Annotated in this window: 22 protein-coding genes, 12 tRNA genes, 2 rRNA genes and 1 riboswitch; of the genes, 27 read left to right on the forward strand and 9 right to left on the reverse strand. The window is 44.3% G+C overall.

Features of this window, described 5'->3' with window-relative positions:
• Positions 1-138 precede the first annotated feature (138 nt).
• From CL176_RS01135 to CL176_RS01200, 14 genes are all read left to right on the forward strand, one after another.
• Positions 139-3,011: ribosomal RNA gene (locus tag CL176_RS01135) — 23S ribosomal RNA — on the forward strand.
• 126 nt (positions 3,012-3,137) lie between these two features.
• Positions 3,138-3,253 (forward strand): 5S ribosomal RNA (gene rrf, locus CL176_RS01140).
• A gap of 12 nt (positions 3,254-3,265) precedes the next feature.
• Positions 3,266-3,338, forward strand: a tRNA-Asn gene (locus CL176_RS01145).
• A 10-nt stretch (positions 3,339-3,348) separates the two neighbouring features.
• Positions 3,349-3,439: transfer RNA gene (locus CL176_RS01150), tRNA-Ser, on the forward strand.
• Positions 3,440-3,516: 77 nt separating this feature from the next.
• Positions 3,517-3,588: transfer RNA gene (locus tag CL176_RS01155), tRNA-Glu, on the forward strand.
• Positions 3,589-3,607: 19 nt separating this feature from the next.
• Positions 3,608-3,680 (forward strand) — tRNA-Val (locus CL176_RS01160).
• A 12-nt stretch (positions 3,681-3,692) separates the two neighbouring features.
• Positions 3,693-3,765: transfer RNA gene (locus CL176_RS01165), tRNA-Asp, on the forward strand.
• 3 nt (positions 3,766-3,768) lie between these two features.
• A tRNA-Phe gene (locus CL176_RS01170) sits at positions 3,769-3,841 on the forward strand.
• 2 nt (positions 3,842-3,843) lie between these two features.
• Positions 3,844-3,924, forward strand: a tRNA-Tyr gene (locus CL176_RS01175).
• Positions 3,925-3,971: 47 nt separating this feature from the next.
• Positions 3,972-4,042: transfer RNA gene (locus CL176_RS01180), tRNA-Trp, on the forward strand.
• 15 nt (positions 4,043-4,057) lie between these two features.
• Positions 4,058-4,130 (forward strand) — tRNA-His (locus CL176_RS01185).
• Between the two features lie 66 nt (positions 4,131-4,196).
• A tRNA-Gln gene (locus CL176_RS01190) sits at positions 4,197-4,268 on the forward strand.
• Positions 4,269-4,324: 56 nt separating this feature from the next.
• A tRNA-Cys gene (locus CL176_RS01195) sits at positions 4,325-4,396 on the forward strand.
• A gap of 28 nt (positions 4,397-4,424) precedes the next feature.
• A tRNA-Leu gene (locus CL176_RS01200) sits at positions 4,425-4,508 on the forward strand.
• 82 nt (positions 4,509-4,590) lie between these two features.
• Here the strand turns inward: CL176_RS01200 and CL176_RS01205 are convergent.
• From CL176_RS01205 to CL176_RS01225, 5 genes are all read right to left on the reverse strand, one after another.
• Entirely contained in the window at positions 4,591-5,913 is a 1,323-nt protein-coding gene (locus CL176_RS01205) for an ISL3 family transposase (RefSeq protein WP_118989665.1), read from the reverse strand.
• Between the two features lie 149 nt (positions 5,914-6,062).
• Positions 6,063-7,196 (reverse strand): tyrosine-type recombinase/integrase, encoded by a 1,134-nt coding sequence (locus CL176_RS01210; RefSeq protein ID WP_118989666.1) that lies wholly within the window; start codon positions 7,194-7,196, stop codon positions 6,063-6,065.
• 53 nt (positions 7,197-7,249) lie between these two features.
• Positions 7,250-8,182, reverse strand: a complete 933-nt coding sequence (locus CL176_RS01215; protein WP_118989667.1) for a DUF5067 domain-containing protein — start codon at positions 8,180-8,182, stop codon at positions 7,250-7,252.
• Between the two features lie 12 nt (positions 8,183-8,194).
• Positions 8,195-8,941, reverse strand: coding sequence for a helix-turn-helix domain-containing protein (locus CL176_RS01220; RefSeq protein WP_118989668.1), 747 nt, complete (start codon positions 8,939-8,941; stop codon positions 8,195-8,197).
• 33 nt (positions 8,942-8,974) lie between these two features.
• Positions 8,975-10,201: an ISL3 family transposase gene (locus CL176_RS01225; RefSeq protein WP_118989669.1), complete on the reverse strand. Its 1,227-nt coding sequence runs from the start codon at positions 10,199-10,201 to the stop codon at positions 8,975-8,977.
• A gap of 173 nt (positions 10,202-10,374) precedes the next feature.
• Between CL176_RS01225 and CL176_RS12145 the strand changes: the two genes are divergently transcribed.
• Together CL176_RS12145 and CL176_RS01230 are read left to right on the forward strand one after the other, a co-directional pair.
• A complete protein-coding gene (locus tag CL176_RS12145) occupies positions 10,375-10,530 on the forward strand; it encodes a hypothetical protein (RefSeq protein ID WP_162890755.1) in 156 nt (51 codons plus the stop codon).
• A 225-nt stretch (positions 10,531-10,755) separates the two neighbouring features.
• On the forward strand, positions 10,756-11,049 hold the full coding sequence (locus CL176_RS01230; RefSeq protein ID WP_118989670.1) for an LPXTG cell wall anchor domain-containing protein: 294 nt from the start codon (positions 10,756-10,758) through the stop codon (positions 11,047-11,049).
• A 283-nt stretch (positions 11,050-11,332) separates the two neighbouring features.
• Here the strand turns inward: CL176_RS01230 and CL176_RS01235 are convergent, their stop codons facing one another.
• Positions 11,333-12,163 carry an exodeoxyribonuclease III gene (locus CL176_RS01235; RefSeq protein ID WP_118989671.1) on the reverse strand — a complete coding sequence of 277 codons (831 nt, stop codon included), beginning with the start codon at positions 12,161-12,163 and terminating at the stop codon, positions 11,333-11,335.
• Between the two features lie 209 nt (positions 12,164-12,372).
• On the opposite strand from CL176_RS01235, the gene CL176_RS01240 reads away from it, so the two are divergent.
• The 8 genes from CL176_RS01240 to CL176_RS01275 all read left to right on the forward strand — a co-directional run bounded on the left by CL176_RS01240 (position 12,373) and on the right by CL176_RS01275 (position 21,363).
• The gene (locus tag CL176_RS01240; protein WP_118989672.1) at positions 12,373-13,368 is read left to right on the forward strand and encodes a 2-keto-3-deoxygluconate permease; all 996 of its coding nucleotides are present in this window, start codon (positions 12,373-12,375) and stop codon (positions 13,366-13,368) included.
• 529 nt (positions 13,369-13,897) lie between these two features.
• On the forward strand, positions 13,898-14,830 hold the full coding sequence (locus CL176_RS01245; RefSeq protein WP_118989673.1) for a DDE-type integrase/transposase/recombinase: 933 nt from the start codon (positions 13,898-13,900) through the stop codon (positions 14,828-14,830).
• A 220-nt stretch (positions 14,831-15,050) separates the two neighbouring features.
• Positions 15,051-15,165, forward strand: a riboswitch (FMN riboswitch).
• A 109-nt stretch (positions 15,166-15,274) separates the two neighbouring features.
• Positions 15,275-16,414, forward strand: a complete 1,140-nt coding sequence (gene ribD, locus CL176_RS01250) for a bifunctional diaminohydroxyphosphoribosylaminopyrimidine deaminase/5-amino-6-(5-phosphoribosylamino)uracil reductase RibD (RefSeq protein ID WP_276101702.1) — start codon at positions 15,275-15,277, stop codon at positions 16,412-16,414.
• A complete protein-coding gene (locus tag CL176_RS01255) occupies positions 16,396-16,998 on the forward strand; it encodes a riboflavin synthase (RefSeq protein ID WP_118989675.1) in 603 nt (200 codons plus the stop codon). The genes ribD and CL176_RS01255 overlap by 19 nt, the downstream gene beginning before the upstream one ends.
• Positions 16,998-18,203 carry a bifunctional 3,4-dihydroxy-2-butanone-4-phosphate synthase/GTP cyclohydrolase II gene (locus tag CL176_RS01260; RefSeq protein WP_205528121.1) on the forward strand — a complete coding sequence of 402 codons (1,206 nt, stop codon included), beginning with the start codon at positions 16,998-17,000 and terminating at the stop codon, positions 18,201-18,203. Before CL176_RS01255 ends, CL176_RS01260 begins: the two co-directional genes overlap by 1 nt.
• 10 nt (positions 18,204-18,213) lie before the next feature.
• Positions 18,214-18,684 (forward strand): 6,7-dimethyl-8-ribityllumazine synthase, encoded by a 471-nt coding sequence (gene ribH / locus CL176_RS01265; protein WP_118989677.1) that lies wholly within the window; start codon positions 18,214-18,216, stop codon positions 18,682-18,684.
• A 460-nt stretch (positions 18,685-19,144) separates the two neighbouring features.
• Entirely contained in the window at positions 19,145-21,022 is a 1,878-nt protein-coding gene (locus CL176_RS01270; RefSeq protein ID WP_118989678.1) for a heavy metal translocating P-type ATPase, read from the forward strand.
• Between the two features lie 38 nt (positions 21,023-21,060).
• Positions 21,061-21,363 (forward strand): hypothetical protein, encoded by a 303-nt coding sequence (locus tag CL176_RS01275; RefSeq protein WP_162890756.1) that lies wholly within the window; start codon positions 21,061-21,063, stop codon positions 21,361-21,363.
• 91 nt (positions 21,364-21,454) lie between these two features.
• Here the strand turns inward: CL176_RS01275 and nth are convergent, their stop codons facing one another.
• The 3 genes from nth to CL176_RS01290 are packed head-to-tail and all read right to left on the reverse strand — an operon-like array spanning position 21,455 to position 24,311.
• On the reverse strand, positions 21,455-22,105 hold the full coding sequence (nth, locus tag CL176_RS01280; protein WP_118989680.1) for an endonuclease III: 651 nt from the start codon (positions 22,103-22,105) through the stop codon (positions 21,455-21,457).
• Between the two features lies 1 nt (position 22,106).
• A complete protein-coding gene (locus tag CL176_RS01285; RefSeq protein ID WP_118989681.1) occupies positions 22,107-22,814 on the reverse strand; it encodes a response regulator in 708 nt (235 codons plus the stop codon).
• A 12-nt stretch (positions 22,815-22,826) separates the two neighbouring features.
• Positions 22,827-24,311, reverse strand: coding sequence for a Spo0B domain-containing protein (locus tag CL176_RS01290; protein WP_118989682.1), 1,485 nt, complete (start codon positions 24,309-24,311; stop codon positions 22,827-22,829).
• 138 nt (positions 24,312-24,449) lie between these two features.
• Between CL176_RS01290 and CL176_RS01295 the strand changes: the two genes are divergently transcribed.
• From CL176_RS01295 to CL176_RS01300, 3 genes are read left to right on the forward strand one after another with little or no spacing between them, the layout of a single operon-like run.
• The gene (locus tag CL176_RS01295) at positions 24,450-24,995 is read left to right on the forward strand and encodes a nitroreductase family protein (protein WP_240430566.1); all 546 of its coding nucleotides are present in this window, start codon (positions 24,450-24,452) and stop codon (positions 24,993-24,995) included.
• Positions 24,970-25,206, forward strand: a complete 237-nt coding sequence (locus CL176_RS12545; protein ID WP_240430567.1) for a nitroreductase family protein — start codon at positions 24,970-24,972, stop codon at positions 25,204-25,206. The genes CL176_RS01295 and CL176_RS12545 overlap by 26 nt, the downstream gene beginning before the upstream one ends.
• Before the next feature lie 40 nt (positions 25,207-25,246).
• On the forward strand, positions 25,247-26,194 hold the full coding sequence (locus CL176_RS01300; RefSeq protein ID WP_118989683.1) for a thymidylate synthase: 948 nt from the start codon (positions 25,247-25,249) through the stop codon (positions 26,192-26,194).
• Positions 26,195-26,203 lie beyond the last annotated feature (9 nt).

The following is a 26,203-nucleotide window of genomic DNA, read 5'->3' on the forward strand; positions in this document are numbered from 1 at the left end:
GCGTACGGTTAAGCCGGATGACCGGAGGCTCTAAAGAGCCGCAAGTCAGACGCCTTAAACGATAGCTTTAGCACGAACGAACTGGATTGCGAATTAACCGCAATCAACATTAAACCAAATAGCGCAATAAAATACTGTGGTTAAGTAAGTAAGGGCGCACGGTGAATGCCTTGGCACTAGGAGCCGATGAAGGACGGGACGAACACCGAAATGCTTCGGGGAGCTGTAAGTAAGCTTTGATCCGGAGATATCCGAATGGGGGAACCCGGCAGCTAATGGCTGTCACGCGAGAGCGAGGTAGACGCAGAGAACTGAAACATCTAAGTACCTGCAGGAAGAGAAAGAAAGATCGATTCCCTGAGTAGCGGCGAGCGAAACGGGAAGAGCCCAAACCGATGTGCATGCACATCGGGGTTGTAGGACTCTAACGTGGACGTATTGAAGTTAGTTGAACAGGTTGGGAAACCTGGCTAGAGAGGGTGAGAGCCCCGTAAACGAAAACTTGAATATACCTAAGAGTATCCTGAGTACGGCGGAACACGTGAAATTCCGTCGGAATCCGCCAGGACCATCTGGCAAGGCTAAATACTCCCTAGTGACCGATAGTGAACCAGTACCGTGAGGGAAAGGTGAAAAGCACCCCGGGAGGGGAGTGAAAGAGTACCTGAAACCGTGTGCCTACAAGTAGTCAGAGCCCGTTAAAGGGTGATGGCGTACCTTTTGTAGAATGGACCGGCGAGTGACGATAACGAGCAAGGTTAAAGTGAAGAGCTGAAGCCGAAGCGAAAGCGAGTCTGAATAGGGCGAAAGTTCGTTATTGTCGACCCGAAACCAGGTGACCTACCCATGTGCAGGGTGAAGGTGCGGTAAGACGCACTGGAGGCCCGAACCGAAATACGTTGAAAAGTGTTCGGATGACGTGTGGGTAGCGGTGAAATTCCAATCGAACCTGGAGATAGCTGGTTCTCTCCGAAATATATTTAGGTATAGCCTCAGAGTAAGCGTCGTGGAGGTAGAGCCACTGTTTGGACTAGGGGGCCTTAAGGTTTACCGAATCCAGATAAACTCCGAATGCCACAGACGTATCTCTGGGAGTCAGACTGCGAGTGATAAGATCCGTAGTCGAAAGGGAAACAACCCAGCCCACCAGCTAAGGTCCCCAAGTTACTGTTAAGTGGAAAAGGATGTGGAGTTGCACAGACAACTAGGATGTTGGCTTAGAAGCAGCCACCATTGAAAGAGTGCGTAATAGCTCACTAGTCGAGTGACTCTGCGCCGAAAATGTACCGGGGCTAAACAGTACACCGAAGCTGTGGATCCGAGAGGATGGTAGGAGAGCGTTCTATATGGGGAGAAGCGGTACCGTGAGGAGCCGTGGACTGTATAGAAGTGAGAATGCCGGTATGAGTAGCGCAAGACGGGTGAGAATCCCGTCCACCGATTGACTAAGGTTTCCTGGGGAAGGCTCGTCCGCCCAGGGTTAGTCGGGACCTAAGCTGAAGCCGACAGGTCTAGGCGATGGACAACAGGTAGAGATTCCTGTACTTAATATAAACGTTTGAGTGATGGAGGGACACAGGAGGTGACCTCACGCAGGCTGATGGATGCCTGTCGAAGCAACAAGTGGAGATGTGAGTGAAATGCTTATGTCTTTAACCGCGAGTTGTGACCGGGAGTGAAAATAAGTAGCGAAGGTGAGTAATCATACTGTCGAGAAAAGCTTCTAGCGAGTTTATATTAACCCGTACCGCAAACCGACACAGGTAGTCAAGTGGAGAACACTAAGGTGATCGAGAGAACTCTCGTTAAGGAACTCGGCAAAATGACCCCGTAACTTTGGGAGAAGGGGTGCTGGCTCACGCCAGCCGCAGTGAATAGGCCCAGGCGACTGTTTACCAAAAACATAGGTCTCTGCCAAACCGAAAGGTGACGTATAGGGGCTGACGCCTGCCCGGTGCTGGAAGGTTAAGAGGAGTGCTTAGCGCAAGCGAAGGTACGAATTGAAGCCCCAGTAAACGGCGGCCGTAACTATAACGGTCCTAAGGTAGCGAAATTCCTTGTCGGGTAAGTTCCGACCCGCACGAAAGGCGTAACGATCTGGGCACTGTCTCAACGAGAGACTCGGTGAAATTATAGTACCTGTGAAGATGCAGGTTACCCGCGACAGGACGGTAAGACCCCATGGAGCTTTACTGTAGCTTGATATTGAGTGTTTGTTTGCCATGTACAGGATAGGTAGGAGCCTAGGAAACCGGATCGTCAGATTCGGTGGAGGCGCTGGTGGGATACTACCCTTGGCAGATGAACCCTCTAACCCGCGTAGGCAGACTACGGGAGACAGTGTCAGGTGGGCAGTTTGACTGGGGCGGTCGCCTCCTAAATCGTAACGGAGGCGCCCAAAGGTTCCCTCAGAATGGTTGGAAATCATTCGCAGAGCGCAAAGGCATAAGGGAGCTTGACTGCGAGACCTACAAGTCGAGCAGGGACGAAAGTCGGGCTTAGTGATCCGGTGGTACCGCATGGAAGGGCCATCGCTCAACGGATAAAAGCTACCCTGGGGATAACAGGCTTATCTCCCCCAAGAGTTCACATCGACGGGGAGGTTTGGCACCTCGATGTCGGCTCATCGCATCCTGGGGCTGAAGTCGGTCCCAAGGGTTGGGCTGTTCGCCCATTAAAGCGGTACGCGAGCTGGGTTCAGAACGTCGTGAGACAGTTCGGTCCCTATCCGTCGCGGGCGTAGGAAATTTGAGAAGAGCTGTCCTTAGTACGAGAGGACCGGGATGGACACACCGCTGGTGTACCAGTTGTTCCGCCAGGAGCATAGCTGGGTAGCTACGTGTGGGATGGATAAGCGCTGAAAGCATCTAAGTGCGAAGCCAGCTTCAAGATGAGATTTCCCATTGTATGACAAGTAAGACCCCTGAGAGACGATCAGGTAGATAGGCGCGAAGTGTAAGTGCAGTGATGTATTGAGCGGACGCGTACTAATCGGTCGAGGACTTAACCACGATTAGCCAGTGAGTGAAGGTGAACCCTGAGCGAGCTGGACTACAGTTCTTAGTAGGTTATATCCAACAATTTATGTAGGTTATTCAGTTTTGAGTGATCAAGAGATGACTCAAAGACAATGTATGTGTGGTGATATTGGCAAGAAGGACACACCTGTTCCCATGCCGAACACAGTCGTTAAGCTTCTTAGCGCCGATGGTAGTGGGGTCTTTGACCCTGTGAGAGTAGGTCGTCGCCATGCACACGTTGTTATTCCGCAATAGCTCAGCTGGTAGAGCGCATGACTGTTAATCATGATGTCGTAGGTTCGAGCCCTACTTGCGGAGTTGGCTTCTTGGAGAGTTGTCCGAGCTGGCCGAAGGAGCACGATTGGAAATCGTGTAGGCGGCTTAAACCCGTCTCAAGGGTTCGAATCCCTTACTCTCCGTTTTACTAACACCCAAGGTCTTATGACCAAGAGATTGTTCTTCGATGTAAGGATAACCTCAACTAACTTATTAAATAGGTCCGTTGGTCAAGTGGTTAAGACACCGCCCTTTCACGGCGGTAACACGGGTTCGAATCCCGTACGGATCATTGACAATTAAATAATTATGGAGGATTAGCTCAGCTGGGAGAGCACCTGCCTTACAAGCAGGGGGTCGGCGGTTCGATCCCGTCATCCTCCATAACCGAAAAATGGTCCGGTGGTGTAGGGGTTAACATGCCTGCCTGTCACGCAGGAGATCGCGGGTTCAAATCCCGTCCGGACCGTATGGCTTGGTAGCTCAGTTGGTAGAGCACTTGATTGAAGCTCAAGGTGTCGGCGGTTCGATTCCGTCCCAAGCCATCGGAGGGGTAGCGAAGTGGCTAAACGCGGCGGACTGTAAATCCGCTCCTTCGGGTTCGGCAGTTCGAATCTGCCCCCCTCCATTGCTTTAATAATTAGGGCAAATGAATCGTTTGTATACTAATGAATTAGGGACTTAGTTTAACGGTAGAACAACGGTCTCCAAAACCGTTAGTGTGGGTTCGATTCCTACAGTCCCTGTTAATGAGTATTATGGCGGTTGTGGCGAAGTGGTTAACGCATCGGCTTGTGGCGCCGACACTCGTGGGTTCGATTCCCATCAGCCGCCTATTTTATTAAAGCAAATAACACTTGACGGTGAATCTTGATTGTGTTATTATTATCCTATTGTGATTGGGGTATAGCCAAGCGGTAAGGCAACGGACTTTGACTCCGTTATGCGTTGGTTCGAATCCAGCTACCCCAGTTTTTCATTTTGTTAGGGTCATCCTGACAATGCTTGCTGGCTGCCCAGCAAATAATGGCGGTGTAGCCAAGTGGTAAGGCGCGGGTCTGCAAAACCCTCATTCGTCGGTTCAAATCCGATCACCGCCTTATTTTTTTGTTTATACGCTAACATCTTGCCGGTGTGGCGGAATTGGCAGACGCGCGGGACTCAAAATCCCGTGTCCATTAGGACGTGTCGGTTCGACCCCGACCACCGGTATTGTTATATCAACGTTCTTGGCTAGTCCAGGAGCGTTATTTTTTGGCTCTTTGTCAAATAGGGTTGATGAGTAAATTTAAGGTCAAGCGACTAAATTTGTTGCTTGATCTTTTTCTTTGTTCTTAGGTTCATAAAGTCGGCACATGAGTAATATTCTGTCTCTAAAATGACTGAAGTTTCTGTAACCATAACCATTGCGTTTGAGTAGTTTAATCTTATTATTAATCCCTTCGATAGGACCATTACTAAGGCCTGCATGTGTGAGTGTGTTGTGGATATATTCCCCATACTTTCTGAACGTCCTTAATACACGCCTTAAGCCTTTTGAAAGTGTCATGGACCGGCTTTGTGCCAAAATCTCTTGATATCGTTGCCAGTTCCTATCCCTTAAGGCATCGCCCAATTGATGCACCATTTGATAGGTATCCTTCAAGACGTCGTCGTGCTGAATGAGATAGTCCACAATGCTACGAGTATTGGTTAACCAATCAAACAGTGGGAAGCGATGGTATTCAGTAGACATTAAGTCGCTTTTTGGTTTGAGTATTAATTTCCAATAACGCTTAAGTTTATTATAGAGTCTTGAATCTTTATAACGAACCTCGTTCATGTAACGAATTCGTGTCCGATCTAATTCGCGATTTAAGGCTTGAATTAAATGGAACGGATCAAGAATAATCTTTGCATTTGGAAACCATCGCTTTGCCAGGTGCATGTATGGTTCGTACATATCTATCGTAATGGTTTGAACTTGGTAACGTGCTTGGCGACTAAACCTTGAGAAATAAGCACTGAGTGAGTGTGTTTTTCTGTCTTCGACCACATCTACGATTTTATGTGACAGTGTATCACAACAGATGAAGCTCATCGCTGCTTTAACCGACTTAACGCTTTTAAATTCATCAAAGGATAGATGCTTAGGCAACTGTTCAGTGGACCGTATTCGAATAGCTCGAGCGGTTTCATGAATCACCCGTCGGACTGTATTTGGTGATACAAAAGTATCTTTGGCGATATCTGTTTCACAAGTGACTCTTGTGGCGCGGTCCATAATCTGTTGTTTGACTTGATTCGTAATATAGCAGTCAGGATTAACGATGGATGTCTTCGCTGTAAATGACCGCCCACAGGCTTTGCATAAAAAGCGTTGCTTAGCTAGGATTAAGTAAGCAGGTAAGCCTGATTTGGCTGTTAATGTCAGACGAGAGGAGCGTTTTCCATTACTGACAATGACATAATCATTATTGGCAATGCCACAATGAGGACAAGCCTCCGGTTTATATGCCAATGTTCCTCGATAAAAGAGCGATGTTCGCCCTTTGAATTCTATCTCTTCACAATAATCCATATCGATTTCAATGTTTTTGTCTTTTAATTGGAAGGTTTTTTCGATAAAATGATTCATACGTAGATGTTCTCCTTTATTATTGGGTCAACTTTAATATTAAAGAACATCTGCGTTTTTTGCACTTAAAAACGGTCGAGAAATTTCCATCAACCGTATTTATTTTAGAACCTATTTTTTTGTCCTGAATTATTTTGTCATAGATTTTGTCATAGACTACTCATAAAGCTGGCAAATATATCAGCAGATTCATCCCTTTTACGCTTTGTTACGTGGTTGTATATATTCATCGTTGTAGTGATACTTGAATGGCCTAAACGATCTTTTACTTCACTCATTTCTATACCTGCATCAAATAATAAGGAGCAATGAGTGTGCCTAAAGCCGTGAATGGTTATATCATTAAGTTCACCCTCTTTAATAATACGATTTAAAACATCATTAGGGTACTTATCTGATATAGGTAAAATAGAACTACTTCTTGTGAATACGGGTGATGAATCATCTACTTTAAGCCCAAATGCAAACAGCTTTTCACGTTGTTCAACTTTCCATCGTTTTAATAAGTTAATCGTCTCTTGATCAACTGATATAATACGGCGACTAGAATTGTTTTTCGGCTCTTGATAAACATGGCCATCTTTAGTGGGAACGTAAACTTTATCTACTTTCAGCTTTTTATGTTTTAAATCAATACTATCCCACGTTAGACCAATTAATTCTGCTTTTCTTAAACCAGTAAACGCAAATACTCTAAACATCACATAATCTTGTAATGATTCATTCTCTTGTGTATGTTTTAAGAATAAATTTAATTCATCCTTTTCATAAAACGGACTGTCATACTCTACTTTATGAGTGTTTTTTGGCCGCGATACTTTCTCCATAGGGTTTGCTTTGCAGTGCCCTAACGCTATACCTAATTTAAAAATCCGTGACGTTATACTAACTAGATTTGCTGATTTTGTGTAGTTTGAATACCATTTATTTACAATCTCTTGGCATTGCATTACGTCTATTTTATCTATATAATAATTCTCAAACTCTGGAAGTATATGCTTATTGGCTATTTGCAGCTGTTGAATATATGTGTTTGGCTTAACATTTAATTCGTACTGCGTAAACCATAAGTCGTATACTTCTTTAAATCTTTTCTTATCAATGTCAGCTATCTCTTGATCGTATTCATACTTCTTTCGTGAAGCATATACTTCTGCTTCTTTTTTAGTATTAAATCCACCTTTTCTTAATCTGACAATTTCGCCTGTTTTATCATCAATGCCTAAATATAAATCTACTTTAAATCTTTCTTTTCCTTTTTTTGTAATGTATTTTTCAATCATTATTTTTCACCTTTCTTTGCCCGCCAGCATGAAAGGTTATTTTTGATTAAACATTAATCGTCCCAGTCATCGGAGTAGTCATCATAATACGAATCATATGGTTCCTCGTAATAATCAGATGGTCCTTCTCTGTATTGATAAATAGGGTTCTCGTAAAGATTGCCGTATTCATCCTCATAATATGCTTGATATGATTTATCATCAATTTCTTGTGCTTTACGCATTGCTTCTTCACGTTCTGCAAAGTAAGCTGGATCATGTTCTGGTGCAAAGAAATAGCTTCCGTCTGGATTACGATATACAGGAATTTCTATCCCGTCAGTTGGACTAATTACATAATACTCTCCATTTCTTTCTTTCACTTTGTTGTTATTTACTTTTGTGCGTGACGAAGGACGACTACTAGCAGTTGTAGTCGTCGAATTATTTCCGTTATTGCTTGAAGCGGTCTCTTCACTCGCTTCTTCATCTCCATCTCTTAGTTCGAGGTCATCTAGTTCAAATTCCCATTCGCCCCACTCATCACCGCCCATAAAATTGAAGGCTTTAAGCGTTATAGGTGTTTTTTCATCATCTAGCTTATATGCCTCTGCCCATTTGGTCGTTCCTCCGGTTTTTACTTCTGGAGAATCTTCTGGCGGGTAATTTACATTAGGTTTCCAATCCAAGTAATTAACTACGTTAGGGTCGTTATCTTGAGTCACATCCGTATAAGCATCCCAAGTTGTAGCAGGGCTCTGTGTTTCCGCCATTAAATTAGTAAACTCATACTCAAATACTACAGCTTTGCCTTCATAGTATTCAGGATTCTCCTCAAGATACACATCTATAACTTTAACTTCGAAATTCTGATCACCAAATTCAATTGGATCCTTCTCTAATTTCTCATGCATAGATATATCACTGGATGCATGATTACTTTCAGCATTTACGGGAACATTCGTTATAAACGTAAGTGTAGCTATGGTAATCAATAGTTTTTTCATTGGATTCTCTCCTTATAGTAAGACCTTTCCTAGTACAGATATCTGACTAGGGCTAAACTTCATATCATCGTACTTCTTATTTTCTGATTTCAAAGTAATTGTATCTTCGTCAATATATACTCGCTTGCAAGTAACTCCTTCATTCTCGATACGTACAATAGCAACCTCCCCTTGTTCCACTGTTGGCTGATGCCTAATATAAACTTTATCCCCGTTATGGATAAGAGGTTCCATCGAATCTCCTACAACTTCAACTAGTTCATCTGCTCCTTTCGGAACGATGGAATCTGGGCGAACCTCATACGCGTCAGCATCATCCACAAAACGTGCAGTTCCTGCTGCGGTGGAACGGCCGTATATGATGGATTGCTCTTGAATGCTTTCTGTATTGTTTTGCTCTTCTAATTGATATTCAGCATATGAATAAACGTTTTCTTGCCTGAAATCTGAAAGTTTCATAGAAACGTCAATGATATTTCTTATAGTATCAGTATAAAAAATGTTATCGATGTGAGTTTCATCAGTTGTCAGATTAACGTCTTTTGAAATTAAATCATCGATAGATATTTCAAAATAGTCAGCAAGAATAGCAGCAGAGGATAGAAGTGGCCTATCTTTACCATTCTCCCATTTAGAAATTTTCCCTTTATTAAAGTTTATTTCCCCTGGATATTTACTGTTTAGCTCATTGGCCATTTCTTCTAAAGTTAAGCCTTTCATATTTCTCAAGGCTTTGATATTACCCCCAATATTTATCAACCTACATTACCTCCTTCCTTAAAAAGTATATTACTATACAAGTTGCGAAAACGCAACTAAAATAAAAATCACGCAAAAGTTGTTGGCTTCGAAACACAATAGTTGTACTATAATTATAACGAAAGTTTCTAAAACAACAACATACTTTCTGAACGTCCTTAATACACGCCTTAAGCCTTTTGAAAGTGTCATGGACCGGCTTTGTGCCAAAATCTCTTGATATCGTTGCCAGTTCCTATCCCTTAAGGCATCGCCCAATTGATGCACCATTTGATAGGTATCCTTCAAGACGTCGTCGTGCTGAATGAGATAGTCCACAATGCTACGAGTATTGGTTAACCAATCAAACAGTGGGAAGCGATGGTATTCAGTAGACATTAAGTCGCTTTTTGGTTTGAGTATTAATTTCCAATAACGCTTAAGTTTATTATAGAGTCTTGAATCTTTATAACGAACCTCGTTCATGTAACGAATTCGTGTCCGATCTAATTCGCGATTTAAGGCTTGAATTAAATGGAACGGATCAAGAATAATCTTTGCATTTGGAAACCATCGCTTTGCCAGGTGCATGTATGGTTCGTACATATCTATCGTAATGGTTTGAACTTGGTAACGTGCTTGGCGACTAAACCTTGAGAAATAAGCACTGAGTGAGTGTGTTTTTCTGTCTTCGACCACATCTACGATTTTATGTGACAGTGTATCACAACAGATGAAGCTCATCGCTGCTTTAACCGACTTAACGCTTTTAAATTCATCAAAGGATAGATGCTTAGGCAACTGTTCAGTGGACCGTATTCGAATAGCTCGAGCGGTTTCATGAATCACCCGTCGGACTGTATTTGGTGATACAAAAGTATCTTTGGCGATATCTGTTTCACAAGTGACTCTTGTGGCGCGGTCCATAATCTGTTGTTTGACTTGATTCGTAATATAGCAGTCAGGATTAACGATGGATGTCTTCGCTGTAAATGACCGCCCACAGGCTTTGCATAAAAAGCGTTGCTTAGCTAGGATTAAGTAAGCAGGTAAGCCTGATTTGGCTGTTAATGTCAGACGAGAGGAGCGTTTTCCATTACTGACAATGACATAATCATTATTGGCAATGCCACAATGAGGACAAGCCTCTGGTTTATATGCCAATGTTCCTCGATAAAAGAGCGATGTTCGCCCTTTGAATTCTATCTCTTCACAATAATCCATATCGATTTCAATGTTTTTGTCTTTTAATTGGAAGGTTTTTTCGATAAAATGATTCATACGTAGATGTTCTCCTTTATTATTGGGTCAACTTTAATATTAAAGAACATCTGCGTTTTTTGCACTTAAAAACGGTCGAGAAATTTCCATCAACCGTATTTATTTTAGAATCGTTATTTTTTGGCTTCTTTTCTAGTTGACTGTAGGATAATGTCATACTTAAACCAGGTGAGGTGGTTGTTGTTAATCCAGGCCAACCACAAATCAGTGAAGAAACGATTACGAATGTCGGACAACCAAATGAGTCGACAACTGGCGAAGTGATTACCCAAACGGCACTACCGAAGTTTATTGAATACGCTTGTCAAACACCGACCAATTCGGATTAGCCAGGTAACCAAACAGGTGGTCAGTCACCAGATGGCGGCACACCAATTAATCCAAATAATCCAACGGATCCTGGAACACCTGGAGGTCAGACCCCTGGCAGACCAGATGGTCAAACACCTGACCAACCAGTAAATCCTAATCAGCCAGACAACCCTTCTAATGCAACGGCGCCAACGCCGGGAAGCAATGAAGAGCCAAAGCAGTCACCAGATAGCGCAACACCTGTGGATTCAACAAATCCAGACCGTGTTGAAGGAGCTCAATCACCTACGCAAGGAAGTAGCACGCCAAATCAAGTCAGCGACCAATCACCAAATGAAGCTGATCCAACACAAGCTTCAGTGAAAGAATCGCAAACTACCATTGACTCAGAACGTATCCAAACCGTTCAATTAGGGATTGGTACCCTACCTGAAACTGGTGAAGCTGATTCCGCAATTTTTGCAGCAGGCTTAACTGAACTGTTAGCAAGGGAACTTCTTTTAGGTAAGCGTAAGCGCGAAGAAGAAACAGACTAATCCTTTGGAAGAAAGCTAGAGCACGCCTATTGTGTCTCTAGCTTTTTATTTATGTACTTAAAAGCCGCCCACAAGTATCCAAGAAGGATGCTTATGGGCAGCTTATTTCAGTACAAGTAATACTGGCTAATTATATTAAGGGGGTAATAGATTTCTAAAGTTGTCGAGCAAAAAGTCACTAGCATTTCGGAAGCTCTGTCGTCATTTGAATTAAGGGGACATCTCTTAAACCACACCATTAGACACATTTCACCTTGCCCAGAAGTAAGTTGACTTACTCGGGTTAAGGCTGCGTAATTTCCAGTAGGATGGGTGTGTGGTCTTGACGGGTACCGGAGTCGATCATTTCTGAGCGTTGGACCCAGTCTGTGACACGGTTGCTGGTGAGCCAGTAGTCGATTCTCCAGCCTGAGTTGTTGATTTTGCTGGTTTTGGCCCGTTGGTTCCACCAAGAGTAGACGCCTTCGACGTCACCGTGGACGTGGCGGAAGGTGTCGGTGAAGCCGCGTTCGAGCAAGGCAGTGAAGCCTGCGCGCTCTTCGTCAGTAAAGCCGGCGGAATTGCGGTTGGTCTTTGGATTGGCTAGGTCGATTTCTTTGTGGGCTACGTTAAAGTCTCCGGTAGCTAACACTGGCTTATTACTATCCAACCCAGCTAAATAGTCTGCATAGAGATGATCCCATTCTTGGCGTAGGGATAGGCGCTTAAGCTGAGAGCCGGCGTTGGGAGTGTAGACTTGGGTGAGGTAGAAGTCGTCAAATTCGAGAGTAATGATGCGACCTTCGTGGTCCATTGTATCAGGGGCACCAATCTGTGGCATAGTTACTTCCGGTGTTAAATCTTCCTTATAGAGGAACATGGTTCCGGCGTAACTTTTGCGGGCAGGTTCTTGGGAGCTGTTCCAGACGATTGTGTAGCCTGGGAAGCGCTCAGTTAGGCTGTCAAGATGTTTCTGGCTCGGGCCTTTAGCGGGAAGCTTGGTTTCTTGAATGGCTAAGACGTCCGGATTTTCTTGTTGGAGGGTGTCTAAGACCGCACGGGATAGTTGCGCTCGGTTGGAGTCGCTAGTTAAGGCGGCATTGAGTGAATCGATGTTCCAAGATATAAGTTTCATATGTATCTCCTTTTTATATTGTGCTTGCATCATCTTACCTCATGACTGTAGACTTAGCAAATGGAAAGTTTGATCTGAGTGCTTTATTAGAAATAACATGAAATTTTGGCCTAATGATAGGGCATTCATACATTAATAAGGGTTTGACTTATATGAACTTTTCGATAAAATAAAAGAAGCATTATAAATAATAGAGAGGAGCAGCTTATTTGCTAAAAGCGATTAACAGAATACCTGCGGGTACATTTTTAGTCCCAATGGTCTTGAGTATGATTCTTGTGTCAATCTTCCCGAATATGTATAACATTGGAGGAACAACGGCGCAAACATTCGCTCAAGGAACCTCGATAGTTATTGGTTTATTGGTGTTTGCTGCAGGGACAACCTTAGATTTGCGCACCATTGGCCCGTTATTGAAACGTCACTTGCCGATGATTATCTTTAAATTGGTCTTATCAACGGTGTTTGTTGTGGTTTTTTATTTCTTGTTCGGTGTCGAAGGAACGATGGGAATTAGCCTCTTATCCTTTGCGTGTGTGACGTATTCCTTGAATCCAGCAGTAGCTTTGGCGATTCATACTAGCTACGGTGATCAACAATTCGGGGCAGCCTACGGGGTCTTTGGTATTCTTGGTATGTCCTTTACACCGCTTATTTGTATTAGTTTATTAACGTCAGATGGTGGAGCAGGTGCGATTGATTGGAATCCGATTATTTCTATCTTTATTCCACTAATTGCTGGGATGTTGTTAGGGAATATTGACACTAGCTTTAGAGAATTCTTTGCGCCAATGGTTGGTAAACTCTTGCCTTTCCTCGGTTGGAACTTAGGGGCTGGCATGAGTATTCAAGATGCCATTGCTTCAGGTGTGCCAGGTTTCATTATGACAGCAATCTTCTTAGTGTTGATGTTGCCATTGATTCCATTTGATAAATTCGTGACGAAGAATAATGGTGGGGTAGATGGCGCGGCTATTTGGAATGTAGCTGGAATGTCTGTGGCTAACCCAGCGATTGTTGGAGCAGCCCTCCCGCATTTATTTAATTCTGCTGAAGTGGCTCGGGCCACTGCAATTGTCATGATGGCATGTATTATTACGTCCATCTTGTCACCAATCGTTGCCCAACGCTTATTCAAGAAAGAATATGGCGCGGAGAATATGCAAGAATTGCTTGGAGATCAAGCGCTCGATACAACGGCTTAATAAGGGGTGCCGACGGCTTGAAAGAGTTGTCGGTTTTTTGTGTTTGGCAGATTAGAGCAAAGGAAAGCAAATCCGGCTTAATCAATGTGACATCTATGTTATAGCGTAAATTCCCCCCCTATTCTATACAACACAAGAAACATAAATAATTTACTCCCACAATGCGAAAGATTCTGTAAATTATTTGTTTGTGAATCTAAGCTGAAATTTGCATTTCAAAAAATTTTATAACACTGAGCTACCTTGCGTCTTTATACAAGGTAGGTTGAAAAGAAACTCTCTTAAAAATGCAGACCTATCAACGTTCAGTCATCATTATATTCATTGAGGTGTATAATTGGAGGGAGTTTAGATTATAGACGGGGTCACTCAGTTAGTAAGCGGATATCTGGTCTGCTCTAAGGTTTATTTGCTAAATAGTGCACAATTGTTATGAGATAATACATATGTGACATAAAACAAATAAAAAAGAGACCCCTCTGTTATAATAGATTTGTGAACAATTATAAACATAGAAAGGATCTCTTATATGTCTATTATAACAGAAGGTATGAAACATCGCGAACGAATTATTAAGTATGCCATTAAAGTGAATAATAATGCCGCAGCCGCAAGGAGATATCATAAATCCAGGCAATATGTTCAGAGATGGCGACAAAGGTATGATGGATCAATTGAATCTTTGCGAAAGAAGTCTACTCGTCCTAAATCACATCCTAACCAACATACACAGGATGAATTAGATCTGATTAAACATATGCATAGGCATCATAGACACCGTGGGTTAGCTCACGTCTACCGCAAATGCAAAGATGAGGGCTACACCAGGTCTTATGATTCCATGTGCCGACAAATCAGAAAGATGGGTCTAGGCAAGCCTTCAAAAGCCAAGAAAAAACGCAAGAAGCAGAAAGAAAAGTCTAAATACACTCATCCTGGTCAACTGGTTCAAATTGATGTTAAATACGTTCCTGTGAACTCTATCGGCTTTGTGAGTCACCATAAAAGATATTACCAAATCACGGCCATAGACGCTTATTCACGCAAGAGGGTGCTGAGTCTGATGAATGAAAATAGCACCTATACAACCTCTGAATTCGTTCTCACTTTGGAAGAGGAAATGGGCTTTAAGATTGACAAGATACAAACTGACAACGGGAAAGAATTTACCAACGACCCTCAGGAAACCGATAAGAAATCAAGGTTCCAAAAGATCTTAAATTTCTTGGATATCGACTATCAAACGACTGCTCCTTATTGTCCTTGGCAGAACGGGTTGGTAGAGAGGAGTCACCGAGAAGACGAAACAAGATTCTATTCAAGAAGACGTTTTTCCAGTGAAGAGGAGCTAGAAAAAGCTTTAAGAAGGTACAATACAAGCTACAATAATACCTACCGGAAGATTTTAAATTTCAAGAATCCAAATGAAGTTGTCGCTGAATTTTTTGAAAAAGCAGGTTAGCCATTATATATTTCTTCCAAGTTTCGTCAAGGCACGCTTCGCTCTAAAGGCCTTGACAAAACTTTCCAGAAATATTCTGATTGTTTAACTGCTTTTCCACAAACTATTTTTCAGAGCTTGTGTCACAAATGTTTGACTTCTCTACAGGTTTATTTGCTAAATAGTGCACAATAGGCTTGACAGGCGCTTACATCCGTCGTATGATAGATGTACAAATTCAATAGATCTTCAGGGCGGGGTGTAATTCCCCACCGGTGGTAAAGCCCACGAGCCGCAAGGCATGATTCGGTGTAATTCCGAAGCCGACAGTACAGTCTGGATGAAAGAAGATTAGCATATTTAGCTAGCAATCGCTCTGGAATAGTATAACTATTTCAGAGTTTTTTTGTTTTTTAGCGAATCAACCCCTGATTATCTATGAGAATAGTGATCGGGGGTTTTCTTTTGGAACGAAATCAAGATGAACAATATATGGCCTATGCTTTGAAATTGGCTGAGCGAGGTCTGGGCTGGACAAATCCGAATCCGATGGTAGGTGCGGTAATTGTCGCAGCAGGCGAAGTGATTGGAGTGGGCTATCATCCTCGGTTAGGGGAAGGCCACGCCGAACGTCAAGCTTTGGCTGATACTGTAGCCAAGGGGCATCGGGAGCAACTTGCAGGCGCGACAATGTATGTCACGTTAGAGCCATGTTGCCACCAGGGACGTACGCCACCTTGTACCCAGGCAATTATTGAAGCAGGTATAGCGCGGGTTGTGGTTGGCGCTTTGGATTCCAATGTCCTTGTGGCCGGCAAAGGGATCCAGCAACTTAAAGAAGCGGGCTTGACGGTTGATACAGGCGTGTTTGCTAAGGAGAGTCGGCAGCTGAATCGAACCTTCTTCCATTTCAATGAGACTGGTTTACCTTTTGTTGTGATGAAGTACGCGATGACCCTCGATGGTAAGATAGCGGCTCATACGGGCCATTCACAGTGGGTTACGGGTCCAGTTGCACGCCAGCATGTACATCGTAGCCGTCATGCCTTTCAGGCGATTATGGTCGGTGTGGGAACGGTTATAGCGGATGATCCGCTACTCAATGTGCGCTTAGAAGAGCTGAGTGAGCCGTGTCATCCCATTCGGGTCGTTTGTGATAGTCATTTAAGGACGCCGCTGGAAAGTCGTTTGGTTCAAAGTGCCAAGGAGCTTCCGCTAATTATTGCGACAACAGTCACCAACCAAGCCCAGCAGGCTACCTATGAAGCCTATGGCTGTCAAATACTTACTTTACCGGCGGATGATGCAGGGCAGGTAGACTTGAGAAGCCTCATGAAAGAACTGGCCAAACAAGGCATTATCTCGGTTTATTTAGAAGGAGGCGCCCAGCTTAACTGGAGTGCCCTTAAAGCAGGCTTGGTGCAAGAAGTGCATACGTATATTGCACCGAAATTAGTGGGTGGTCAGGACGCTCCTTCTGCCATTTCGGGCTTAGGCTTCGGGCGCATGGATGAAGCTTTGGGCCTTCGAATTAGGCAGATAGAGCGCCTGGGTGAAGATATATGGATAGAAAGTGAAGTGACAGGATGTTTACAGGAATCGTAGAGGCTAAAGGGCAGGTGCGTTCGATTGAGCCTGTGGAGCGGGGAGTGCGTTTAGTGATTCAAGCTCCGGAAGTGATGGGTGATGTGGCCCTAGGTGATAGCATTGCCGTGAATGGTATTTGCTTGACGGTCGTAGCTTTTGATGAGAGATATTTCGCAGTGGATGTGATGCAGGAGACGTTGGACCGGACGGCTTTCCAAGTGTTGGACGTTGGCAGTTCAGTGAATGTAGAGCGGGCTATGCAGGCCAGTGACCGCTTCGGTGGACATATCGTCAGTGGCCATATTGATGGAACGGGTATCCTAGAGCGGATTGAAGCGGACGGGATTGCGAATTGGTATCATTTCAGCACGTCGCCAGAGATTCTGCGTTATATCGTTATGAAAGGTTCCATTTCGATTGATGGGACGAGTTTAACTATTGCTGGACTGGATGATGGAGCGGGTGAATTCAGTGTCTCAATTATTCCACATACGGCGTCGCAGACCCTTTTTGGGGAATATGAGGTGGGGCGTGTGGTGAATTTGGAGAATGATTTAATTGGAAAGTACGTTGAGCGATTGCTTGAGAGGGAGGAAATATAATGGCATATACAACGATTGAAGAGGCTTTAGAGGCCTTAAAAGCAGGCAGAATCATAATGGTCTTGGATGATAAGGATCGGGAGAATGAAGGGGATTTAATTTGTGCCGCGGAATTTGCTACCACCGATAATGTTAACTTCATGGCCACTGAGGCCAAAGGCTTAATTTGCCAACCGATGAGTCGAGCGATTGCGGAGCGCTTGAATTTCCATCCGATGGTGGCGAATAATACGGACAATCATGAAACGGCCTTTACCGTATCGATTGATCATGTGGATACGACGTCGGGGATTTCAGCCGAGGAGCGCGGTTATACCATGCGCCAGGTGCTCGAACCAGATAGCATGCCAGAAGATTTCCGCCGTCCGGGTCATGTCTTCCCACTTATTGCCAAAGATAATGGGGTCCTAGCGCGCAATGGTCACACTGAAGCGACGGTTGATTTGATGCGCTTGGCCGGCTTGCAAGAGAGTGGCTTATGTGTGGAGGTTATGCGCGAGGATGGCACGATGATGCGTGAGACGGAGCTTTTGGCGCAGGCGCAGTTGTGGGATATGCCAGTGATTACGATTAAGGATCTGCAAGCTTACCGCTGGCAACATGAGCAAATTATGGAGTGTGTCTCCAGTGTCCAAATGCCGACGAAATATGGTCAGTTTGTTGCCCATTCCTATGTTAATCGTATTAACGGTGAACATCACGTTGCCTTAGTGAAAGGGGATATTAGTGGTGAAGCGCCAGTCTTAGCCCGGGTACATTCTGAATGCTTGACTGGTGATGTATTCGGCTCCTTACGCTGTGATTGCGGGGAACAGTTCGCCCAGGCCATGCAGCAAATTGCCGAAGAAGGCCGTGGCGTGCTCTTATATATGCGCCAAGAAGGTCGCGGTATAGGCTTAGTTAATAAGTTGAAGGCCTATGCACTGCAAGATGAAGGCTTAGACACTTTAGAAGCAAACTTAGTGCTCGGCTTCCCGGGTGATATGCGTGAATACGATAGCGCTGCACAAATGCTGAAGGACTTAGGGGTTGAACGCCTGAAGCTGATGACCAATAATCCTGATAAAATTGAACAGTTAGAACAACACCAGATAGATGTTACCGAGCGCGTTCCACTGGAGATGGAAGCCAATGACCATGATCACAATTACTTAGTCACCAAGCAAATTCGCATGGGGCATTTATTACACGTTAAACAACATTAGGAGGAAGAACATGAATATTATTGAAGGAAACTTAGTTGCACTAGAAGGCGTTAGAATTGGCATTGCGATTGCTCGGTTCAATGATTTCTTGACTCGAAGCTTATTAAAAGGGGCTGAGGATGGCCTAACCCGCTCAGGTGTGCCTAGCGACCACATCGACGTTGTCTGGGTACCTGGGGCTTATGAGCTGCCCATCCTCACCCAAAAAATGGTTGAATCCGGTCAGTATGATGCGGTGATTACACTTGGTGCGGTAATTCGTGGGGCAACCAGCCATTATGATGTTGTCGTCAATCAAGCAACAAGCGGTATTAGCCGGGTGGCCTTGGATGCTGGCATTCCTGTAATTCTGGGCATTCTAACTGTTGAGAATATTGAACAGGCCATTGAGCGGGCAGGAACCAAGGCTGGGAATAATGGCTTTACTTACGCAACGAATGCCATTGAAATGATTAATGTACTGCGTGAAGTGACCAAATAATAACCTGTTTCACTTGAGTTTTTGTTAACTAGCTAAAAAAATATCTTACTTATCCTATGTCGTAGAGATTTACAGTCCTGATAATCATTGTTATATTCCAACAAACGCTTGTAGTCTCCAGAAGAAATTTCTGGGGGCTATTTGTGTTTAGGTTGAGCGAATATTGTTATGTGTATATTCACGTATTGAAGCAGTGCTGCTTGAATGTGGAGCCTACTGAATCGGATGAAGGTGAAGCATATTGATTGACTTGTGAACAATATCACGATATAGTAAGTATAGATATTACATGAATATTAATTCATGTATAGCGCAAGATAGGAGTTATTGTGGAATTTTTGTAATAGTTACTATTTTAGAATTGTTATAAATAACTTGACTTGCGACTGAATTCGCGCTAAGATAGATGTATAAGGATTCAAATGAGGTTCTATTCATTTATAAGAGGAGATGAGAAAGCATGATGAACTTCTTGTTCAAAAATCGCGAAGGGCGGTTCTTACTCATCGGCGCAATTTTCCTAATTCTTGGGTTTGTTATTTCAGACCCGATGGGAAGCCGGGTAAGTTTTTATATATCGATCTTTTTCCTAGGATTTTATGCAACGAAGCATGCAGTACTTGAGACGATTAAAGACCGTTCACCCAATGTGGACTTATTGATGGTATTGGCAGCCTTGGGGGCGTGTGTCATTAATTATGAATCGGAAGGTGCGCTCTTGCTCTTAATTTTTGCTGGGGCTGAGGTACTGGAAGATTTCGCAATGAATCGCTCGACTAATGCGATTGAAGAGTTGATGGGCCAAGTGCCCCAAACGGCGCAACGTTTATTGCCAAGTGGGGATGTTGAAGAAGTGCCAACGGATGCTTTGCAAGTGGGGGATATTGTAGTCGTCTCCAAAGGTGCCCAAGTTCCGATTGATGGGAAGTCCGACCGGTTGACGACGATTAATGAAGCGGCGTTAACGGGTGAATCGGTGCCTGTTGAGAAGACATCGGGTGAGGAAGTTTTTGCCGGGACGATAAACGAAGGAAATGTCTTCCATTTGACGGTTACGAAGCCTAGTAGCGAGACAATCTTCTCCAATATTATTCGAATGGTGGAAGAAGCGCAAGGACGTCCATCGAAGATTTCGCGCTTTATTGACCGCTTGGAAAGTAGGTATGTGGTCGGTGTTTTAATTGCGGTGCCGCTTTTCATTGTTGCTTTGATGCTAATTATGAATATGAGTTTCCAAGATGCTTTCTACCGCGGGATGGTGCTACTGACTGTGGCGAGTCCGTGTGCTTTGGTTGCTTCAGCTACTCCCGCTACTTTGTCAGCCATTAGTAATGGTGCTAAGAATGGGATTCTCTTCAAGGGTGGTGCCGCTATGGAAGCCTTGAGTACGATGGACACGCTTTTTTCTGACAAGACAGGAACACTAACTTTCGGTGAATTTCAAGTTATTGATCACGAAATAAATGAAGCAGACCTCAAAGAAGTGGTTTACATGGAACAGTCTTCAACCCATCCGATTGCTGAAGCGATTACCATGTCTTTTGCTGATTTACCACTGGATACGGTCGATACATCTGAGTCTATTGAAGAGGTCGCCGGTGTCGGTATCCAAAAGGGTGACATTCTTGTTGGGAAGCCGTCATCGTTCGATAGTTATGAAGATCCGAATAATTATCGGGCGCAAACGAAGCAAAGTCACACGGTTATCTTTGCTGGACGGAATAATCAGATTATTGGTTACTTTGTCTTAGCGGACCAGGTTCGTCTGGAAGCTAAGGAAGCTGTGGCCGCTTTCCAAGAAGAGGGTGTTGACGTGCAACTCATTACTGGAGATAATGAACAAGTAGCGCGTGCCGTTGCTAAGGAAGTTAATATTGTGCATTACCAAGCGTCTTGCTTGCCGGAAGATAAGATTCGCCTGGTGCAGGAAGAGCAAGAACACGACAAAGTAGTCGGTATGATTGGGGATGGCATTAATGATGCGCCAGCCTTAGCGAATGCTGATATTGGGATTGCGATGGGCTCTGGTTCGTCCGTTGCTATGGAGTCCGCCGACGTTGTCGTCGTCCAGAATGACCTGGCTAAACTCTATTACAGCTTTGAACTCAGTGAGAAATTAAATAAAATTATCAAGCAGAATGTGGCCTTCTCCATTGCGGTGATAGTTATTCTCGTCATCTTGAATCTCTTTGGTTGGCTTGACTTGCCAATGGGGGTTGTCTTCCATGAAGGTTCAACCATTCTAGTTATTCTCAACGGACTACGTCTCTTAGGAGCCAAAGATGAGACGAAACCGAGTGAACCGAATCGAGTTGAAAACCAGGAGCAAGTTGCTTAAGGTCTGAATATTAAACATAACAGAGAAGCCCTCGTGCAGTGAACAGTACTGCGCGGGGGCTTTGTGTAGGTGCGGCCGGCATGGGCGATAACTCGGTGGATGGGTCGCTACCGTCGGCAAATCAATTGGTGGCCTTGTCTGGGCAGGGGGAATATCTTATCTTTCAACGTAAATTCCCTCTCTTTTATACAAGACATGAAATAAATAATTTACTCTATGAGGTGGATACTTTTGGGGAGAGTTTAGATTTAAATCAAGAGGTTGCACCTGAGTCCCTGGCAACTGAAAAGTGCATACGATGGGAGTTATATGAGTGTTGTCGGCCCTTGGCGCGGTTGTAAATGAGAGGGTTGTTTGGAGTCAATTCCACTTAGCTCAGCAACAAATAAATCCAGCCATTCTATGCAAATAAGCACAGCTAATGGCTGGATTTTAGGCGTAAGGTATGCCGGGGTCGCTCAAATCGGGGTAGGCGTACAGTTCAGGATAGTCTTGGCAATGGGGTTTGCGCGCGGTACAGATTTGGCGGCCAAACTGAATCATGGCTTGGTGGCAATGAAGCCAGTTTTCGGCTGGGATAAGTGCACAAACCCGGTCTTCAACTTGACGTACGCTGGCATTGGCTTCTACTAAGTGGTGGTGTTTGGCAATGCGGTGAATGTGGGTGTCGACGGCAAAAGCTGGGATATTAAAGGCATTGCTGAGGACGACGCTGGCAGTTTTGCGACCGACGCCGGGGAGGGCTTCTAAAGCCTTACGCTCAGCCGGAACTTGTCCGCCGTGCTCTTCCACAAGCTGAGCGGCGCATGCTTGGATATATTTCGCCTTATTGCGGTAGAGACCGATTTGTTGGATATAGGGAATTAAATCGGCTACTTCAGCTGCAGCCATTGCCTCAGCGGTAGGGTAGGCAGCAAAAAGGTCAGGTGTAACCCGGTTAACGCCTTCGTCTGTAGTCTGCGCACTTAAGATGACTGCAATGAGTAATTCAAAAGGATTGCTATGCAACAGGGCAGTGTGTCGGTCCGGGTACATAGCCATAATCGTCTCTAGAACATAACGGGCATTGGTATCATTCAACATGCTAGTTGGCCCCTTTGTCTGTAAGGCTGTAGTAGGTAATTGGTCGCCCAATGCCGCCATATTCTTGATCAGTTTCAAGATAACCACGCTCAGCCAGGAAATGAATATATTTGCGGACTGTAACGTGTGAGAAGTCCACTTCTTCGGTTAAGCCTTCAATGGTAAAGGTCCCATTGAAAGTAGTAATCGCAGCCATGATTTTCTTCAAGGACGGGGCGGTGATACCTTTTTCTAAAGAATCAGCATCTAAGGCCTTTGGATTGCCTCCGTTTGCTTCTTTCTGGAAGCCGTAGAGGCGGTCGACGTCTGCTTGGTCAAGTTGGGTGCTTTGGAGAACGTCCTGGCGTGCTTTGAAGGCATATAAGCTTTCTTGAAGGCGTTCGGCTGTGAAAGGTTTGAGAATATAGTCAATCGCCCCGTATTGGTAGCCGATTTGGATACTGCGTTGATCGTTCTGGGCGGTCAGCATAATGATTTCAGCTGGGTAATCACGTTGCCGTAAGGCTTTCATAAAGTCGAGGGCAGATTCGCCTTTTAAATTTAAATCAATGAGAATCAAATCAAAAGTCATCTCATCTAACAAAGTAATTGCCTCGGCGTTCGAATCAGTCATCCCAGCGACTTCAAAGCCTGGCACTTGTTCGATATAGGTCTTATTTATCATTTGAATCATCGGGTCATCTTCAATTAAGAGAATCTGGTAGCTCATGGTCTCCTCCTATCAATAAGCTTGGGTATAACAGACGAGTAATGCCTGATTGGCTTGGCTTTGAATCTCAGTGTAAGCAATCTCGTCCAAAAGCTTCACCAAGTCTGGTTGCACATTCGTTAAATACAAGCAAGTTCTAAGTTGATGTTCTTCATAGGCTAACTGGACGTGCAGGTCTTCAAAGTCCGCTAAATGTGTCTTACAGACCTCCAATAACTCTTCGGTTTGCTCCAACCATTGCTGGGAGCGGAAATAATTAGCCGTCGCAGGGATTTCATTCGTAATTTCTAAGTGAAAAGCGGTCTGCATCTCTTCAAAAGCTAAACGCTGCTTGATTAAAAAGCCCGCAATCGTTGGATTATGCACCAGTAAGCTCAGGCTCTGTTCGAAACGGGCTTGCGGTTCGATGAGTTGAGCCAAATAATCGCTCAGGGCATCATACTGCTTTAAATCAGCTAGGCCGTAGATAACATGTAATTTATTCAGAAAGTCGTGTGACTGGGTGGCTAATGTTTGCACATATACATCTGTGGTAGACAGTTGATTAATCAACATATACAATTCCGTTGCATTGCGAATTATATAGATTTGCCCCGAATATCCATGCCGGGTCATAATTGGGGCTAGGGAGACAATGTAGCTCTTATTGCTGACCTGGTATAACTTCTGGCTACGACCTTCCCCGCCATCCAGAAAAGGCAAAATATCGGCCAACTCATCCCCTTCCTGACCAGCAAACTCCCGTTGCGCTGCATCGTTTATTAATATAATCTCTTGATTGGGATTTGTCACGATGACACCATCTAAGGTACGCGTTAACATCGCATTGCGCTCTTCGAGCACTTGGGCAATTTCTTGAGGCTCCATGTCGTGCATTTGTTTCTTGAGAGAGTAGGCGAGTAAGAAGGCGAGTAGAAAGCCAAGCCCTAGAGAGATAAGTAAGACCCAGGTTAAAGGCTCCAAGGTTGCCTGCGAGAGTGTGTCCAAAGTCTGCAAGGTGATGCCCAGGTTGACTGCACCAATTACCTCGCCCGTTTCACTGTGGTAAATCGGGACAAAGGCACGTAATTGCTCGCCGAGTGTGCCCCGCCCGATTAATGTATAGGATTCTCCTTCAAAAGCCCGTAATTCTTGGCCGCCATCGCCGAAATACTGGCCCCCACGGCGTTCAGGATTCGGATGGGTCAGGCGGATGCTCTCAGGTGTAAGGACGACAACGTAATCCAGCTCAAAGGTCTCTTCGATTTCACTCGCATAAGCTTGCATCGTGTCGCTCGGTACACCGTACGCAGTCTCTTCGACAATCGTTGGATTGCGAGCGACCTGGGTGGCAATTTGTAGAATTCGGGTCATTTGTTCTCGCTGGCTTGTCTCGCGGATTTCAGCAATCAATAAACCATAGAAGACCGTGATGGTAATCAGAATCGTTGCTAAGATTAACAGGAGTAAACGCAAGAGCAGTTTTTGATTTTTGAAAGTGTGGCGAATTGCTTGCATATATGAACCTTTCTTTTATACAATTGGCTTAGTAACCTTATTCTACACACTTTTAGGAAGAAGGTAAAGTATACAATCGCTGAGAATTGTCCAAAAGTAAGTTATAATAAGCACAATTGGAAATTTAGGAGGAACCTTATGAATACCATGCATGAAAAGCAATTGAATCATCGAACAATCCGTTTCTTTAAAGACCAACCAGTCCCGGCAACTTTGAATGAGCAGTTGATGGAAGTGATGAACCGGACGGCCACCAGTATGGGCATGCAGTTTGCATCTGTTGTTCGCATTAGCGATCCGGACAAGAAGCAGGCCTTAGCAGACATCTGCAAGCAAGCTTACGTTGCTGATGCACCGGAATTGTTAGTCTTTATTGTCGATGTACGACGTAATGCCAAGATTGCCGAGGCTAAGGGCTATGAAGGCGAGAATGCACGTTCCATGGACTTCTTCTTGCAAGGCTTTACCGATGCGGCCTTGATGGCACAGAACTTAACGAATGCAGTTGAAGCGGCTGATTTGGGAGCGGTCTACTTGGGTAGTATTCTTAATGATCAACGGGCTGTCATCGAACTCTTAGGTTTACCTGAGTTGACCATGCCTGTAGTAGGTTTGGCTTATGGGCTACCCGGACGATCATCCAGAATTGAAACCGCGAATGGCTGTAAATTTGAAGTTGTATGAGAATGCCTATGATGCACCAGAAGATTATTTAACAACTTTAGCCGATTACGATGAAACGATGACCCACTACTATGATACCCGCAAAAAGAATCAGCGTTCAGATAGCTTCACGAACCAAGTATTGAACAACATCTCTAATAATCGCGAATTGCGGTCACAGTATTTCCGTGTTGTGCAAGAACAAGGCTTCGACTTACGTTTGGAAGACTAGGCCTATTCTGGTAGAATAATGAATAAAAAAGGAGTCTGTGATGACTGTTCAGTATTTACATTTAGCAGAGAAAATCTTAAAGGAAGGCAATGACCGTGGTGACCGAACCGGGACTGGGACACGCAGTATCTTTGGGCATCAGATGCGCTTTGATATGGCGGATGGTTTCCCTTTGTTGACTACCAAACGGGTAGCCTTCCGTTTAGTGGTGAGCGAATTGTTGTGGTTTATTAAAGGCGACACAAATATTCGCTATTTATTGGAACACAATAATCATATTTGGGATGAGTGGGCTTTTGCTAACTATGTCCAAAGTGATGCCTATACCGGGCCGGATATGACTAATTTCGGCTTGCGGTCACAGGAAGATGAATCGTTTAATGAAGTCTACCAATCTCAGATGCGTCAATTTACCGACCGGATTCTAGCAGATGAACAATTTGCGGCGGAATTTGGCGATTTGGGCAATGTTTACGGTGCCCAGTGGCGTGCTTGGCAAAGTCGCCAAGGGGAAGTGATTGATCAATTGAAAGCCGTAATTGAACAAATCAAGCATAATCCCCAGTCAAGACGTTTAATTGTGACAGCTTGGAATCCGGAAGATGTGCCTACAGCCGCCTTGCCACCTTGTCATGTTCTATTCCAATTCTATGTTGAAGAGGATAAGCTCAGCTTGCAATTATACCAACGCAGTGGGGACTTGTTCCTCGGCGTTCCCTTTAATATTGCCTCTTACGCCTTGCTCTTGCACCTTGTTGCGCGTGAGACGGGCCTTAAAGCTGGAGAATTTATTCATAGCTTTGGGGATGTGCATATTTATCAGAATCATTTCGACCAGATTGAGACTCAGTTGAGTCGTGAGGTGAAGCCCTTGCCGCGACTGTGGTTGAATCCAGAGAAGACCAGTATTTTCGACTTTGAAGTGGATGATATTCGGGTGGAAGGATATGAGCCGCATGCTTTAATTAAAGCACCTGTGGCAGTATAGGAGGCGAAG

It is taken from the genome of Suicoccus acidiformans (assembly GCF_003546865.1).
GTDB classification, from domain to species: Bacteria; Bacillota; Bacilli; order Lactobacillales; family Aerococcaceae; genus Suicoccus; species Suicoccus acidiformans.